Origin of the sequence: Humibacillus sp. DSM 29435 (assembly GCF_001758225.1) — a bacterium.
Lineage (GTDB): Bacteria > Actinomycetota > Actinomycetes > Actinomycetales > Dermatophilaceae > DSM-29435.
The window spans coordinates 275,138-291,627 of record NZ_MAST01000045.1 but is presented as its reverse complement, the minus strand read 5'-3'; the positions used below and the strand labels follow the sequence as shown (position 1 = coordinate 291,627).

The 16,490-nt window shown below is 66.6% G+C and carries 8 protein-coding genes; 4 read left to right on the top strand and 4 right to left on the bottom strand.

The features are described from left to right. The first annotated feature begins 69 nt into the window (after positions 1-69). Positions 70-1,287: an IS21 family transposase gene (istA, locus tag BA895_RS19340; protein WP_070193496.1), complete on the top strand. Its 1,218-nt coding sequence runs from the start codon at positions 70-72 to the stop codon at positions 1,285-1,287. Beyond that, complete coding sequence (istB, locus tag BA895_RS19335; protein ID WP_070193495.1) at positions 1,287-2,087, top strand: IS21-like element helper ATPase IstB; 801 nt, start codon at positions 1,287-1,289, stop codon at positions 2,085-2,087. The genes istA and istB overlap by 1 nt, the downstream gene beginning before the upstream one ends. A gap of 554 nt (positions 2,088-2,641) precedes the next feature. Here istB and BA895_RS19330 read toward each other — a convergent pair. The 3 genes from BA895_RS19330 to BA895_RS19320 form a co-directional block, all read right to left on the bottom strand. Next, positions 2,642-7,015 (bottom strand): PKD domain-containing protein, encoded by a 4,374-nt coding sequence (locus tag BA895_RS19330; RefSeq protein ID WP_070193494.1) that lies wholly within the window; start codon positions 7,013-7,015, stop codon positions 2,642-2,644. A gap of 215 nt (positions 7,016-7,230) precedes the next feature. Continuing rightward, positions 7,231-8,049, bottom strand: coding sequence for a sulfotransferase (locus tag BA895_RS19325; RefSeq protein ID WP_083283553.1), 819 nt, complete (start codon positions 8,047-8,049; stop codon positions 7,231-7,233). Positions 8,050-8,164: 115 nt separating this feature from the next. Beyond that, entirely contained in the window at positions 8,165-10,672 is a 2,508-nt protein-coding gene (locus BA895_RS19320; protein ID WP_175442390.1) for a malectin domain-containing carbohydrate-binding protein, read from the bottom strand. 449 nt (positions 10,673-11,121) lie between these two features. Here BA895_RS19320 and BA895_RS19315 point away from each other — a divergent pair, with 449 nt between their 5' ends. Both BA895_RS19315 and BA895_RS19310 read left to right on the top strand, forming a co-directional pair. Further along, positions 11,122-14,532, top strand: coding sequence for a PKD domain-containing protein (locus tag BA895_RS19315; RefSeq protein WP_175442389.1), 3,411 nt, complete (start codon positions 11,122-11,124; stop codon positions 14,530-14,532). Positions 14,533-14,655: 123 nt separating this feature from the next. Continuing rightward, positions 14,656-15,435: a hypothetical protein gene (locus tag BA895_RS19310; RefSeq protein WP_070193490.1), complete on the top strand. Its 780-nt coding sequence runs from the start codon at positions 14,656-14,658 to the stop codon at positions 15,433-15,435. A gap of 19 nt (positions 15,436-15,454) precedes the next feature. On the opposite strand, the gene BA895_RS19305 is transcribed toward BA895_RS19310, so the two are convergent. Beyond that, positions 15,455-16,357, bottom strand: a complete 903-nt coding sequence (locus BA895_RS19305; protein ID WP_070193489.1) for a hypothetical protein — start codon at positions 16,355-16,357, stop codon at positions 15,455-15,457. Between the last annotated feature and the right edge of the window lie 133 nt (positions 16,358-16,490).

Sequence of the window (16,490 nt, the reverse complement as noted above, 5' to 3'; positions counted from 1 at the left end):
TGTCGACGACGCTTGAAAACGAGGCCATAGCGACGGTCGAAAACGAGGCCACCCAGACAGATTGGATGGGTGATCTCAGTGGAGGATTGGGCGTTGATCAGGCGGCTCGTGGCGGATGGTGTTCCGCAGCGGCAGGTCGCACGGGATTTGGGGATCGGGCGGTCGACGGTGGCGCGGGCGTTGTCCTGCAACCGCCCGCCGAGGTACGAACGGCCGGCGGTGGCGACGGCGTTCAAGCCCTTCGAGCCGCTGGTCGCTCAGCTGTTGTCGGTGACCCCGGACATGCCGGCCACCGTGCTCGCCGAGCGGGTTGGCTGGACCGGGTCGATCACCTGGTTCCGCGACAACGTCCGGGTGCTGCGTCCACTGCACGCCGCGGTTGACCCGTGCGACCGGCTGGTGTGGCTGCCTGGTGACGCGGCGCAGTGCGACTTGTGGTTCCCGCCGTACAGGGTCCTGCTAGAGGACGGCACCACGGCGTTGCTGCCGGTGCTGGTGATCACCTGCGCGTACTCCAGGTTCATCCTCGCGGTGATGATCCCGACCCGGCACACCGCGGACCTGTTACTGGGGATGTGGGAGCTGCTGACCCAGCTCGGCGCGGTGCCGCGCCGGCTGATGTGGGACAACGAGTCCGGCATCGGCCGCGGAAAACGACACGCGGAGGGGGTCGGGGCGTTCGCCGGGACGTTGGCCACGACGGTGCAACGGCTCAAGGCCTATGACCCTGAGTCGAAGGGTGTCGTGGAGCGGCGCAACGGGTTCTTCGAGACCTCGTTCATGCCCGGTCGGGAGTTCGCCTCCCCTGCGGACTTCAACTCCCAGTTCGCCGCCTGGCTCACGATCGCGAATGCCCGGGTGGTGCGCACCACCAAGGCCCGACCCGTGGACCGTCTCGAGGCCGACAAGGCCGCGATGCTGGCGCTGCCGCCAGTGGACCCAGCGCTCGGGTGGGTCAACCGGGTGAGGTTGGGACGTGACTACTACGTGCGCGTGGACTCCAGTGACTACTCGGTGGACCCGGCGGTGATCGGCCGGTTCGTCGACGTAAGTGCGGACCTGTCCCGGGTGTCCGTGCGACACCAGGGCCGCCTGGTCGCTGCTCATGAGCGGGTGTGGGCGCGCGGAATGACCATCACCGACCCCGCCCACCTCGCCGCAGCGAAGGTGCTGCGTGAGCAGTTCCAGCAACCCCGACCCCCATTGCCGCAGGCTGACCAAGAGCTCGTGCGGGACTTGGCCGAGTACGACCGCGCCTTCGGCCTGACCGACGGTGAGGTGGCGTGATGGCGGCCAAGACCACTACCGCGGCCGCTGAGGCGGTCAAGCAGCTGACGTATCTGGCCGCAGCGTTGAAGGCGCCGAGGATCACCGAAGCAGCATCCCGCCTCGCCGACCACGCCCGCGACGCCGGCTGGACCCACGAGGAGTACCTCGCTGCGGTCCTGGAGCGGGAGGTCGCCGCCAGAAGCGCCTCCGGCGCCCAGCTGCGGATCCGCGCCGCCGGGCTGCCCGCCCGCAAGAGCCTGGAGGAATTCGACTGGGACGCCCAACCCGCGGTGCGTCAACAGGTGCCCGCTCTGGCCTCCGGCGCGTTCCTGGCCGAGGCCCGCAACGTCGTCCTCCTGGGCCCGCCAGGCACCGGCAAGACCCACCTCGCCACCGGCCTGGGGATCGCCGCCGCACACCACGGACACCGCGTCCTGTTCGCGACCGCGACCGAGTGGGTCACCCGCCTGGCCGAGGCCCACCGAGCCGGCCGCCTCCCCCACGAGCTCACCCGGCTACGCCGCTACGGGCTGATCATCGTCGACGAAGTCGGCTACCTCCCCTTCGAGCAAGACGCCGCGAACCTGTTCTTCCAACTCGTCTCATCCCGCTACGAACACGCCTCGCTCATCCTCACCTCGAACCTGCCCTTCAGCGGCTGGGGCGCCGTCTTCGGCGACCAAGCCGTCGCCGCCGCGATGATCGACCGCGTCGTCCACCACGCCGATGTCCTCACACTCAAAGGCGCCAGCTACCGCCTCCGCAACCGCGGAATCGACACTCTCCCAAGCATCAAAACCCAAGAAACGGCACACTAGAACCACGAACCGGCGGCCTCGTTTTCGAGCGTCGCATCGGCCTCATATTGGAGCGACGTCGACAGTGTGAAAGTAGCTGCCGACCCAGTCAGCCGTATCGGCCTGAGACTTTCCAGACCTGCCACGGCCGGGTGCGGATCACTTCCGTTCCGTAACTCGCAAAGTCGATCGGAAGATAGCGTGTCCTTAACAGGCACCGGCCTGGCCGAGCGACCGACGACCGTGCTTTATCCCGGCAATACTCATCGACATTCCACGACTTCTACTGCGTTTCTGGGAGACGCCGGCCCGCTCCCAGTGCAGGCAGGGTGGGCCAAAGCAGAGCCGCGGGCGTGAACACCGCGGCCGCGGGCTAGCCCCTGGGCGAGCCGCGGTCGGGGCTCAAGCGCCGCGACAGTCGACTGGCGGCCGCAAAAGGGTCCGTCTCCCCGTAGGCGAGGAGACGGACCCTCCATGGAGGCGCACCCGACTCCCCAGAAGGGTGAACCTCCGACCCCTGCTTGCCCGCGCTAGCGAGACTTTGGGGCGACCCTGGGACAGCTTCCGCGAATACGTCAGCCGGCCTGGAGCACGAACACGGCGGCGATGCCCTTGGAACTGGCGGTGTCCGTGTTGGCCGTAAGCCCACTATACGTACCTTTCGGAACGAATGCTCCAGAATCTCCCAGAACCTGGGTGATGGCTCCGCCTCCTCCGCCCACCAGGGTCGAACGTGTCGTGACCTCCGGCGGTGTTGACCACGTCGAGGCTGACAGGCTCGCCTTGTCCTGCCACAGACTGACGACCCAGCTGCCGTTGCGCTCCACGTTCACGGAGGGTGTGATGTGGGTGGTGGTCGTGGCTTGCGCCATGCTCGCCGCGAGCGGCGCGACCTGGTCGGTTCCCGAGTAGGCGGTGACCGCGGCCGAGATCTTTCCGCTCAGGCTGAACGGAATCGTGACGTCCCTGCCAGCGTCATCCTGCGTGGCAACTCGCCAGTAGGCCTTGGTCACCATGGCCGAGCCGTTCTTGATCTGCTGTACGAGGGTCCAGCCCTCGGGGTCGGTCGAGGTCGCCGAACCGTTGTTGACGGACTGCACCAGGAGCAGGCCGTCGCCCAACTGCACGCTCGCAGGTATGGCTACCGTGATGCTGGAGGCGTTGTTCGCCTGAAGCTCTGAGCTACCGCGGAAGGCGATCGTGGCGGGCATGGCCGTGGGGCTGACGTCTTTCGACACGGTCGAGCGCAGACCCTCGTTGTCGGTGACCGTCAGAACGACGTGCTGCGAGCCGCTCGACCCGTAGACATGGTTCACGGTCGGACCGGCGTCGGCGGCCGTGGATCCGTCACCGAAGTCCCAGTCGTAGCGTGCGATGGAGCCGTCACTGTCAGCAGAGGCGGACCCATCGAAGGAGCAGCTGAGAGTCTCCTCCGGGCAGGTTGCCTCCATCGATGCTGTTGGCCGCATATTGAGCCGCACCGGGTTCGCGGTGAGCACGAACGTCGCGGTGGCACCCTTGACGCTGGTCGCGTTGGACGTGGCCGTCAGCCCGCCGTAGGCGACGCCGGTCGGGATGGCCGCTCCGGAGTCAGCGACCACCTGCGTGATGGCTCCACCGCTTCCGCCGACCACCGTGGACCGGCTCGTCACTTCCGCAGGCGTGCTCCACGCCGACGCCGAGATGTTTGCCTTGTCCTGCCAGAGGCTCAACGCCATGCTGCCTGGCGCTGTGGGGGTGACGGTCGGTGTGACGTGGGCAGAGGTAGCCGTATCGACCGAGACCGCAGAGGCTCCGACGGGGTTCACCAGGTCGGTGCCCTGGTAGGCCAGCACGGCGGCGGTGATCTTCGCTCTGGCACTGAACGCGATCGTGACCGTCGAGCCAGCGTCCCCGTCCTGCGCCACTCGGGAGTACACCTTCGTCACGAGCGCGGATCCGTTGGCCACGGTGCGAACGAGGGTCCAGCCGGCGGGGTCCGTCGACGTGACCGACCCACTGTTGACCGACTGGATGAGCACGAGGCCATCTCCGGTGTGGGCCTCCGGCGGGATCGTGGCATCGATGCTCGAGGCATTGGCCGCCTGGCCCTGCGTAGAACCTTGGAACGAGACGACCGCGGGGGTCGTGGTCGGGTTCGCGGCCTGAGTGGTGGTGCCGACCGCCCCGGCGTTGTCGGTCACGCTCAGGGTGACCTGGCGAACTCCGCCCGAAACATAGTCGTGGCTGACGGTCGGGCCGCCGTCCGGTGCGGATTGACCGTCGCCGAAGTCCCAGTCGTACTTGACGATCGACCCGTCACTGTCGGTGGATGCCGTCGCGTCGAACGTGCACGCAAGGGTGGTCTCGGGGCAGTTGACACTCACGCGTGCCGTCGGGACGGAGTTGTCTGGTGCGGAGACCAAGAACAGGGATCGAGCCGCCCAGTTGTTGTTCTTGTCGACCTGGACCGCCGTGCCGGTGGCCTTGGCCCCGTCCCACCCGGTGCGGTAGAGGGCGCCGTTCGACCGGCTCGCGTAGTAGAGACTGTCGCCCACCACGAAGGCGCCGGCCACGTCGGTCCACGATCGGCCGTCGACGACCGTCACCTGGGCCGCCATGATCCCTGACTCCGGCACGAAGTACCGGGAGTACATCGTCGAGGCGCCCGTGAGCGTGTAGTAGATGCGGTGGTTGGCGTAGAACATCGACGAGACGTTGACGAACTGGCCGTAGAGGTTCGGCACCACACCCCGGTAGGTCTGCGTGGCACCCGAACCGCTGTCGACCGGGCTCCACAACGCATCGTTGTAGGGGTCGACCCCGACCTCAGGACCGAACGAACCGCCGTCATAGCTGCGCTTGTTGAAGGTCCCGTCCGTCTTGCCGTAGAAGAGCGTCGACCCGACGAGGAAAGCACCACGCGTTGTGGCCCAGTCCATGGTTGCGGTGTCTGTCGTGGCGAGAGAACCGAACGAGCTCGAGCTCGCAACGGTCGAGGCGCGCAGCGCGTGGGGATCGGGTGGCCCGGCAGGCGTCGGACTCGTCTGAACGATCTCGATCGCGTTCACCAGGGGGTTGTTGGTGCCGTGGGTGAAGTCGATGTTGATCGTGCCGTCGCTGACCGCACTGAACTGACGCATGGTTCCGCGGTTGTTGCCCGTGGCCGCGATGATGTCGAAGCTGGACAGCACCCCAGAGCCCTCGACGGCGACGTCGAACTTACGCGACCCAACTCCGGTGGTGCTGCTGGCCCGGTTCGCAAAGTAGAGACGGACGTTCACAGTGGTCCCCGAGGCGACCGGGAACGCCCACTTCATCTCGCCCCCGTCGTTCTTGACGCCGGGGTCGTAGCGTTCCGTGTTGAAGAGCGTGGTGGGCGTGCCCGCCGGGATCGTGCTGTCCAGGGAGGCCGTGCCGGAATAGGTGGCAACCGTGCTTCCGCTGTTGCGGTAGGACGACGGCTCCGAGTTGTCAGCGACCCAGCTCGGGCCACCGTCGGTGCTCACCACGGCCGGCCCGGCCGCATTGACCCGGTACAGAACGTCGTAGCGAGCCGATGCGTCCAACCCGCCGGCGGCCAGGATCTTACCGGGAATGGTGCCTGTCGTGTCAGACGGGATCGCCGACCCGGTGGCGATGGGGAAGAAGGCCACTCGACCGCGGTGGTAGCGGTAGTTCCCGATGTAGTCGGTGTCGCTGCCGGTATAGAGGCCGGTGTCGGTGACCAGAATCGCGAAGGTCCCGACCCCGCGGGGGTTACGGCCAGGGTTCCAGGACAGTGGCACACCCGTCGACGGGTCGAGAGCGGCCAGACCCGGTCGCGGCACGGCCCCTTCCTTCGCGTTGTCGCTACCCAGGGGGTTGTTCATCCAGCGCTCGTGCCCGCCGACGTACACGGCGGCTCCGGACACCGCGACAGACAGGAGGGTGTCGCGACCGGTCAGCGCGACCCACGTGGGCAGAACGCTTGTGCCGGTGGCGTTCAGCTCCCAGCGAGACGCCGAGTCACAAAGGGCCTTCGTGCCGTCAACGTTGTTCGTCCACTGTCCGCCCGTCGCCGCCACGACGAAGTAGGTGCCGGTCGGGTCGATGTCGACGTCGCGAACCCAGGAGTCGAAGGCGTTCGTGGAGCATTGGCCGGTGAACTGAACCGAACGCCAGCTTCGGTTGATCGAGGCCGTGCCCGGACCCAGGTCGATCAGGGCGACCTGGTCTCGGTCAGTGGTCCCGTTCGCGTCGGTGACCGAGGTGAAGTTTCCGATGACCACCATCTGGCTACCGTTGGGGCTCACCACGATCTTCTTGGGAGACAGTTCCGCCTTGGCCCTGCCCGTACCGTGGCGACCGGCGAAGTCGACCTTGAACCAGCTGAGGTCCTTGCCGGTCAGAGGATCCAGAGCGGCCATCTCAGCGTGGGAGTTGCCGCCTGACTTGCTGAAGGAGCCCCCTACGTAGAGCACGCCATCACCAAGTGCTGCAGTGGCGGTGATGTTGTTGACCGAGGCCTTCCACCCCGCGGAGATCGCCCCGGTCGCGCCGTCAAGGCGCACGATCCGGGTCTTGACCCCGTTGACCTGGGTGAAGGACCCCACGACGTAGACCGAGTTGGCGGGGCCGGCGATGATCTGGCCGACCTCGCCGTTGATCTGCGGGACGAAGCTCTGGTCGACGGCGCCCGTCGTGGCGTCGAAGGCCAGGATGTTCGTACGCGCCAGCGGGGTGCTCGAACCCGGGTCACGCACCGTCGTGAAGGTACCGCCGAGGTAGACCCGGTTGCCCACCTTCGCAATCGTCTCGACGATGCCATCGTCGACATCCGGGGTGAGCTTGGATGGTGAGGCATCGACGACAGACACCTGCGAGACTGCCGCCGCAGGGGCGGCGGTCGCTGCTGCCGCAGTCGTCACCCCCGCAACCGCCACAGTGCCGACCAGCATCGCGCGCAGAGCGCGGGCGAGTTCCCCCATTATTTTCCCTCAGAATCTCTTGAGTCATACCCGCGCAAACAGAACACCGCCGCCCCCCGGCGGGGTGGTGATGGACGCCATCGTAGGGTCGGCCACCGGCTCGTGAACGGGTTTTGGAAAACCTGGGTGAAACCGCGCCGAATCGACCAGACCGGCGGGCACTGCACGCTCCGGCTTGCCTCAGATGCGCAACAGGCTTGGCCGTGGGCAGCGGCTCAGCCCAGAGGAACCGTGGGCCCCGTCGGGAGTAGTGAGAGGTCGTTCACGTCATAGCCCCACTGCCGGATCGCGTCGCCGAAGTCGCGCTCGATGAGGGAGCGGTTGCGTCGCGCCAGCAGCCCGCCTGACGCCATCGCGGCCCACTGCTTCTCATACCGGTCACTGTGGGTCGAGCGCAGGGCACCGCTGTCGAGCGGTGTCGACAGACCGAGCAGGTCGTTGACGGGGGCCAGCTGTGACTCCGCGTCGGAGACGAGGTTCTCGTACCTCAGCACGTGCACCCGTTGCAGGTGACCGAGATCTTTCCTGAAGATCTCGTGGGCGGTCAACCAATGCTCCACAAGGTCGTAGTAGGTCGTGTGCATTCGCACGTTGCGAGCAGCGAAGCGGCGCCACTTGTGCGTCGAGAGCGCAACCACGATCGGGTGACGGATGACGGCCACGAACGCTGAGCCCGGAAACAGGCTCTGGAGGAATCGGCCCATGATGAGGTTGGGTGGCGACTTCTCGAGCAGAAAGTCGCGCTCGCGATCCCAGAACGGGGACCACTCCTCGATGAGCTTCGCGGCGTTCCCGGCCGAGACCAGCGACGACTCCTCCGTCAGGTGGGATCGAGGGTCCATGGCGAAGCGGCCCGCGCCACCGTAGGTCTTGGCCTTCGCGTAGACACTCTGCAGGTGCTGGCCCTCGTCCTCCTTGACACCTGTCTCACGGAGCCCGCTGATCTGCGGGTGCGACCCCATCGTGCGAGCCAGGGGCGTGGTACCGCTCCGGTGCAGGCCGGCGACGAAGATCAACCGAGCTGGGTCTGTCATGATTCTCCACTTCTCGAAGTTTCCTGGCGGGGCTGCAGTGCCACCGGCAGCAACGCGAAGGGTGGTGTCCTATGACGGACACCACCCTTCGCTCAGACTGTGGCGAAGTTCGCCCTTACTGGTTCGGCGCCGCGAACAGCGAGCGACCGGTCCAGCTGTGGCCACTCACGGCTGGGTTGTCCACCAGGCTCGGCGTGCCGGAGACGGCACCGTTGCTGAACGCGACCGACCAGAGCTGGCCGTCGGTACGCACATAGTAGAGCCTGCCGCCGTTCAGCGTCATCGAGGTCACGGTCGAGAAGTCGAGTGACGTCGGCGCGAAGCTCTCGATGGGGTAGACGATCCCGCTGTCGGCGTTGAACGAACGGTAGTGCAACCGTGGGTCCCCGGACGTCGAGTAGTAGATACGGGAGTTGTCGAAGAACAGGCCGGTCAGAGACGGCAGCTGGGCCGCGAGGTTCGGGTCGGTGCCGTTGTACGTGCCGCCCGAGCCGTTGCTGATGTTCATCCACAGTGGGTCGTGGTACGGGTTGAGAACCACCTCAGGACCGTAGGTGGTGCCGCTCACGGTACGACGGTAGAGCAGCCCGTTGGCCTTGGCGTAGAACAGTGATCCCCCGATGACGAAGGCGCCCCGGGTGTTGCTCCAGTCGATCCCTCCACCGTTGACAGTGGTCGTGGCGCCGACCGTGCTGCCGTCGTAGGCAGTCTGGGTGACAGCGTCGGTGACCGTCGCAGCCACGGTGGGCACGCTCGGGTCGATGATCTCGATGCCGTTGACCAGAGGGTTCTCGGTGATGTGACCGAAGCCGATGTCGACGGCACCGTCACTGGTGACGGTGAACTCCCTCATGGTGCCCGTCTGGTCGGTGGCGCTCTTGACGATGTCGAAGTTGCTGAGCACCGGGTTGCCGTCGATGGCGACGTTGAACTGTCGGCTGTCTTCAGCGCTGGTGCAGGTGCACCGGTTCGCGAAGTAGAGCCGCACCTTCACGGAGTGACCCGCTGCGACGGGGAAGCTCCACGCCATCTCATCGCCGCCCGACGGATCCCAGCGCTCGCTGTCGAAGATCGCCGACGGGGTGCTGGCCGGAACCGTCGAGTCGACGTTCGGCACGGGTGCGTAACCTGCTGAGTTGCTGCCGCTGTTGCGCACCGGGCTGGGGTCGGACTGGTCCGCCGCCCAGTCGGGCCCACCATCATTCGCAGCAACGGTCGCGCCACCGGCATCCACCCGGTAGAGAACCGGCGAAGACCCAGGGCTGACCTGACCGCCGACCCGTAGACCGGTGAGGCTCGGTTCCGCGGTTGACGGCAGGTTGTAGCCCCCCGTGTAGGGGAAGAACGCGATGCGCGGACGCTTGTACTTGTGGTTGCCGATCCAGGGGGTGTCGCTACCGACCCAGATGCCGGCGTCGGTGGCCAGCAGGCTGTAGGCCCCGGCTCCTCGTGGGTTGCGGCCCGGGTTCCACGACAGCGGCAGGCCGGTGTCAGCAGCGACGGCGGCCAGGCCCGGACGCGGGACGGCGCCCGGTCCGGGTGAGTCGTTGCCCAGCTGGTTGTTCATCCAACGCTGGTGCCCGCCGAGGAAGACGGCCTCGTCGGTGACGGCCAGGCCGTAGAGCGTGTCGCCGCCCGCGTGTGAGATCCAGGTCGGGTGCAGGTCCTGACCTGAGGCGTTCGTCTCGAAGCGCGAAGCAGCATCGCAGAGCGAGCTGTTGCCGCCACCCGTCGCGGTCACGACGAACCACGACCCACTCGGCGCGAACATCACCTTGCGCACGGTGGTGTCGAAAGCACTGTTGTAGCAGAGGGGTTCGTAGTCGTTGGTCTTGAAGTCGGTTCGCACGGTGGCCGACGTGGCGCCAAGGCTGACGAGCGCCAGCTGCGTGCGCGCCTCGGTTCCGACCGTGCGGAAGTTGCCGATGACCGCCATCTGGCTTCCGTCGCCACTGATGTCGAAGTCGAGCGCACCGGTCTTCTCGACGCGGCCGCTGCCTGTGTCGTTGTGCCGGCCCGCCATGTTGAGGTTCATGTAGGGGTCGTTGTTACCCGTGGCCGGGTCGAGCGTCGCGAGCCCGACGTGCTTGAAGCTCTGGTACTTGGTGAACGAACCACCGACGAAGAGACGGCCGCCCGACGTTCGGATGCGCTGCACGATGCCGTTGAAGCCGGCACCCGGCTTGAAGGTCGTGACAGCCTGCCCGTTCGACAGGCTGAGGAGCGCGATGCGTGGTGCCTTGACCCCGTTGACGGAGGTGAAGCTGCCTCCGATGTAGACAGTTCCTGCAGTTGGGCCGGCGGCAACGGTCTCGACGTTGCCGTTGACGTTCGGTGCGAACGACGAGATGGCACCCGTACCGGCGTCAAACGCGAAGACCCGGGTGCGGTTGATGACAGCAGTGCTGCCGGAGGCGGAGACCGACGAGAAGGTTCCACCCACCACCATCGTCGACCCGACCTGGGCTATCGCGCGAACCTGGCCGTTGTTGACTCCGGGCGTGAACGCCGCAGGAACGGCAGAAGGAACGTCGTTTCGCCCAGCCGCGGCTTGAGCGGTGTCCAAGGAGGGCGCCCCGAGCCCCACTGCCAGCGTCGCCGCGACGGCCGTCGCACCGGCCACGGCCCTGCGCCGGCTCCCCCGTGTAACTGAATTGATCGCCATTGAATCCCCAAAGTGACTGTGCAGCCTGCTGTCCGCCGGGTGGCTGACAGCGTCAAGTTATCCGTTGTGTGCTGTGGCCGTAGTGGAATCGCAATTTTCGCGACATCGGAGAGTCTCCTTCTGGCTGCGCTTCTCGAGAGATGCGCCGAAGCGGGCCCGCGACGAAGACCTCTGACTCGAGACTGTGCGATTCCCCACCCCGTCGCCCGTGGTGGCCAAACCCTCGAACGAAGGTCGAGTGTCGACGAGCTCTCCGCGCAAATGGGGCAACGCACCCGCGTGTCCTCGACAGAGTGAGACGAAACCCCCTCAGAAGCCACCAGATTCGCCGAACAGGTACATCTTCTGGGAGAGATGGGTTCAATCCTCTCAACGTCTATGTCAGCACCACAACGATGGAGTCGAAGATGCAGCGGCAGTTCCGGTCAACGCTCGCCAAGGTTCTTTGGGTGGTACTCGCGCTGGGCCTGCTCCAGGTCGCTCCGGCCGGGCAGGCCTCAGCGGCCCCCGGTCAGGACACGATGGTGTCGGAGGTTCCGAGCCCCTGGACTCCGGCGTTCAACAACGGTTCTGTTCTGGGAATCGTGCAGACCGGCAGCACCATGGTTGCCGTGGGCGACTTCACCAGTGTCACGCCTCAGGGTGGCTCCGCTGTCTCGCGAGTCAGCGCGGTGGCGTTCAACGCGACCACGGGCGCTCTCGGAACCGGGTTCAACCCCAGCTTCAACGGCGCGGTCACCGACGTCATCGCCGGGCCAACCGCAGGCACCGTCTACCTCTCGGGATCCTTCACCCAGGTGAACGGTAGGCAGGCGCGGAAGGTCGCTCTCGTCAACGTCAGTGACGGTTCGCTCGTCTCGTCGTTCAACACTCCTGCGATCAACGGCACCGTCAACTCCCTGGCCCGTATCGGAAACCGGCTGTACCTGGGAGGCTTCTTCACCAGCGTTGGCAACAGCACCCACGCCGGCATTGCCTCCCTCAACGCGAACACCGGGGCCCTCGACTCCTTCGCGGGCAACAACGTCGCCGAGAGGCACAACTCCGGCGCTTCAGTGGGTGCCGTCGGAGTCAAGAACATCGAGGCGACACCCGACGGGTCGCGCCTCGTCGCCATCGGCAACTTCAAGACGGTCGACGGCCTGATGCGCGACCAGGTTGTCCTGCTCGATCTGACCGGCCCCTCCTCCGTGGTGCAGGCCGACTGGAGAACCCGTCGCTACGAACCAGCCTGCTTCAGCTTCGCCTTCGACAGCTACGTGCGTGGCCTCTCCGTCTCTCCCGACGGCTCCTATTTCGTCATCACGTCCACCGGCGGACAGAACGCGGGGACGCTGTGCGACACAGCGGCACGCTTCGAGTTCTCGTCGACCGGAGACAACGTTCAACCGACGTGGGTCGACTACGCCGGCGGGGACACGCTGTGGGGCGTCGAGGTGACCGAGCACGCTGTCTATGTCGGCGGTCACAACCGCTGGATGAACAACAGCTCGGGCAGCGACTACGCCGGACAGGGCGCGGTGCCACGTGCCGGGCTGATGGCGCTGGATCCCCAGACCGGCCTGCCCCTGGCCTGGAACCCGGGTCGGAACCCGCGCGGGGTGGCCGTCTTCGTGCTCTACGCTACGCCGGCCGGGCTCTGGATGGGCAGCAACACCGACTGGGTCGGAAGCTACAAGTACAAGCGGCCGAAGCTGGCCTTCTTCCCGCTTGCCGGGGGGAGCGCCAAGGCGTCGGACGCCATCGCTCCACTACCTGGTACCGCCTTCGTCGGTGGATCGACTGCGCAGGACAACGGCAACATCCTCTATCGGGTCAACGCCGGCGGTGCGGCGGCCGGCTCCGTCGACGCCGGGCCCGACTGGCAGGCCGACGACCAGACGGTCAGCGCCTACCGCAACACGGGAAGCAACGTGTCCGGTTACGAGCCGGGGGCCACCAGCGACGGAACGGTTCCTTCCTCCACTCCGAACTCCGTCTTCGACAGCGAGCGGTGGTCGCCCTCCGACGACCCGGCCATGGAGTGGGCCTTCAATGCGCCCGCCGGCGCTCCGCTACAGGTTCGACTGTTCTTCGCCAACCGCTACAGCGGAACATCGGCCCCCGGCTCACGCATCTTCGACGTCTCGATCGACGGGGTCAAGAAGCTGAGCGACTTCGACATCGCCGCGACTGCCGGTGACCAGCGCGGCACGATGAAGGCTTTCGACGTCGTCAGCGACGGTACGGTCGATATCGACTTCGGCCACGTCAAGGAGAACCCCCTGGTCAACGCGATCGAGATCGTGCGCACCGACCAGGCGCCGCCCGCCGCCGGAGCGAACGGGCTGCAGACCGTCCAGCTGAGCGCCGGCGGTGCTCAGCCGGCTCAGACGATCCCCAGCCAGGGGATCGACTGGACGAGCGTCCGTGGGTCGTTCTACGCCGGTGGCAAGCTCTGGTACGGAACGAGTGCCGGCACGTTCAACTCCCGGACCCTGACCGGAGCCACCCTGGGCCCGGTGATCAAGATCGACCCGTACAACGACCCCGCGTGGGCGGGGATCGGCACGGGAAGCGGCTCCAGCACCTACGACGGCAAGCCGGTGGACCTCTACAGCCAGCTGTCCGGCGTCACCGCTATGGCTTACGCGGACGGGCGCCTGTACTACGTGCGTTCCGGCGACTCCAACCTCTACTGGCGCTGGTTCAGCACAGACAGCGGGATCATCGGGTCGCAGTACTTCACGGCGAACGGCGGCCGCGCCTGGGCCGGCACGTACGGCATGTTCGTCGCCGACGGGTCGCTCTACTTCGTCACCGCGGATGGCGCGCTCAACAAGGTGGCGCTGCAGAACGGCATCCCCACCGGCGGTTCGACCCTGGTGGATGGACCCTCCCTGTCGGGCACCAACTGGCGTGCACGAGCGGTCTTCGTCGGACCGTCCTCCTCTCCGCCGGCCAACCAGCTACCGACCGCGTCGTTCACCAGCTCGTGCGTCGGCCTCGTGTGCACGTTCAACGGGGCCGGGTCCAGTGACCCGGACGGGTCCATCGCCGGCTATGCGTGGACCTTCCCATCGGGTTCAGGCACCGGCCAGTCGGTGACGCACACGTTCGCCGAGGCAGGCACGTACTCCGTGCAGCTGCGAGTGACGGACAACCTGGGCGGTCAGGCCTCGGTCGCGAAACAGGTCACCGTCGATCAGGGTGCGCAACCGACCGAGGACATTGCGTTCGTCGACACGGCAGTCGCCAACGGCAACCGGGCCAGCCAGACGCTCACGGTGCCCGCGTCGATCCAGGCCGGGGACACGATGGTGCTGGCCGCCGCCGTGAACTCGACCACCACGGTCGGCGACCCGGCCGGGTGGACCCGTAAGGACGGCGAGGTGCACTCGAGCATGTCGAGCACCATCTGGACGCGCACTGCCACCGCCTCGGACGCCGGCTCCACGGTGAAGGTCAACCTGGGCAAGCGGTCGAAGGTCTCACTGACCCTTACCGCGTATCGCGGCGTGGGGTCGGTCGGTACCGTCACGAAGGCCACCGATTCCAAGACTGCGTCACACGCCACCCCGACGGTCACCGTGCCCGGCGGCTCGTGGGTCGTCTGGGTGTGGAGTGAGAAGTCCGCATCCACCTCCCAGTGGACCCCGACCGGCGGCTTCACTGCTCGCGACGAGGTCTACTCGACGGGCACCGGACGGGTGTCCGGGTTGGTCGGAGACAGCAACGGGCCGCAGACCGGAGTCGTGGGGGGCGTGACCGCCACGACCGACGTCACCAGCAACCTCGGAGTGAGCTGGACACTGGTCCTGGAGCCTAAGGTGGCGTGAACCCTCAACCCACCACGACGATCGCACTGCTCGGTCGCGAGCCTGACGGCCCCGCGACCGAGCAGTGCGAGCAGGAGTCACCTCGGCTGTGCGACCGCACAACCGAAAGGAGTACACCCCCACATGCGTACCTCGACCATCGCGAAGTCCTTCTTCTACGCCGGACTGGTGATGCTGCTGGGGTTGGCCCTCACCCAGAGCCTCTCCGAGGTCATACCCGGCAAGCTGGGTCTGTTCCTCTCGAGGAACAGCGAGGCCTACGTGGCGCTGTTGGTTCTGTGCCCCTGGATCGACTGGGTGCGGCCACGCCTGCTCGGAAGGTCGATCGAGTGGCCGGTCGCCGTGTCCGCCGGCGCCGGACTGCTGCTGGCCGGGCTGGCGCTCAGGGAAGCTCCGTGGGCCCCACAGATTGTCACCCTCAACGAGGCCATGATCGGATGCTCGTTGATCATCCCTTACCTGCAACAGCGTCGTCCGGCCGCGCTCTGGAGCATGCTGCTGGCCGGAGGAGCGATCATGGTCCCCGTCGTCTCGGCTGGGAGCGACGCCTTCGTCACAGACATGGCCGAGGCGTTCGGGATGATCGCAGCCGTGGTGCTGCTGGTGGCGGCGCTCGATGCCGGCCTCCTGCGAGGGCGCCCGGTGAACCGCGTCCGCAGCCTGTGGTCAGCAGCAGCGGCGCTGGTCGCGATGCTCCTCGTGCACCGACTCACTCCCGCAGCGCCGACAGGTGTCGTCGAGCACGTCCTGTTCTTCGTCCAGCGGGCCAACGAGGGTCTGTTGGTGCTGATCGTCATGCTGCTCTACTACGCCAGCCGGCCGGCCCTTTCGCGGCCCCGCGACACCAGGAGCACGTCGGTGACCTCAGTCGACTCACCGCGCGAGGTCAGATCTTCCCACTGACCAGCGCGCCGCTGGGGAGCTACCGGGAGGACTTGGCCAGCGCCAGGCGGTCTGTGAAGGGAGCCATCTTCGCGCTCTTGGCGACGGCTGCCGCCACGCTCGGCTCCTTCTGGAACTCGTAGTTGCACGCCGGGCTCGTTCGGCTGGCCCACAGGGTGAACGCCTTGATCTGCGGATACTTCTGCAGTACCTGCGGTACCTGGCTGTACCAGTCAGCGGTCTTGGCCAGGTCGCCGTTGTACATGACCGACCCGGACTCAGAGATCATCATGGGTTTGTTCGGATCGATTCCCAGGCCGGGGCCCTTGGAGTGCACCCAGTCGTAGAAGGGCGCGAGGGCCTCCGCGAAGGTCTTGTACTTCTCAGGCTTCACCTGGCCGCTGTTGCAGCCAGAGGCGTTGTAGACGTTCCAGCTGATCCAGTCGACCGCATCGTTTCCGGGCCAGAGGCTGCCCGCGCGGTCGAGGTTCTCGGGGGCGCCGGTCATCACCCACGTCCAGACGGCATTGGTCGCCCCTGCGGCGATCTGGACCTCGCGAATGTGCCGCCACGCCGCTTTGAACTGTGTTGCATCACCGCGAACGTCCAGTTTCCGGTGCTGGTTCGCCTCCTGCTCGAAGGTGACGAACACCGGGACCTTGAGGCTCGCGATCCCCCTCCCCTGGGCACTGATCGACTTGTCGTACTTTCCGGCAGCGATGTCCTTGTACGTCACGACCAGCTTCTTGTCGGCGTACTCCCGGGCGGCGATCGACAGGTGCAGGATCCGACCTTCCGCGACAGCCTGCTGCTCCACCTCGTCGGGGATGGTCTGTGCGATGTCGTGGTAGCGGTAGATCATGTCGAAGTTCCGACCGACCAGACTCTCCACCGTAGCGACGCCCTGCAGGGTGGCCGGCTGCGTCGAGATCCCCCAGATCACCCCACACGACGGCACCAGCCTGTCGGAGACGGTGCACGAGTCGCCACCCGATGACGAGGGTCGGATGGCCTGGCCCGTGGAGGATGGGGCCTTGGGCAGGGGCGATGAACCGGCGGAACCGTTCGAGCTGCCT